Origin of the sequence: Exiguobacterium sp. s150 (assembly GCF_018618435.1) — a bacterium.
In the GTDB taxonomy this organism is placed as follows: Bacteria; Bacillota; Bacilli; order Exiguobacteriales; family Exiguobacteriaceae; genus Exiguobacterium; species Exiguobacterium alkaliphilum.
Genome location: NZ_JACSMC010000107.1, coordinates 1 through 224 on the forward strand (window position 1 = coordinate 1; position 224 = coordinate 224).

General features: G+C 48.7%; 1 rRNA gene. It reads right to left on the reverse strand.

The features are described from left to right. A 5S ribosomal RNA gene (gene rrf, locus KNP76_RS15745) occupies positions 1-86 on the reverse strand; the annotation flags it as partial. Positions 87-224: the final 138 nt, after the last annotated feature.

Below are 224 nucleotides of genomic sequence, written 5' to 3' on the forward strand. Positions count from 1 at the left end.
GACCCCCAACTACTTTCGGCGCTGAAGCGCTTAACTTCCGTGTTCGGCATGGGAACGGGTGTGGCCGCTTCGCTATCGCCACCAGACAAAGAAAATATTAACATCGTCCATCGGACGTGTCAATCACCTTCAGGGTTTGTTCCCTGAAAACTGAAGTTCATCAATTGTCAAACCATAGACTAGATCAAAGCCTCGACCGATTAGTATCATTCAGCTCCACGTGT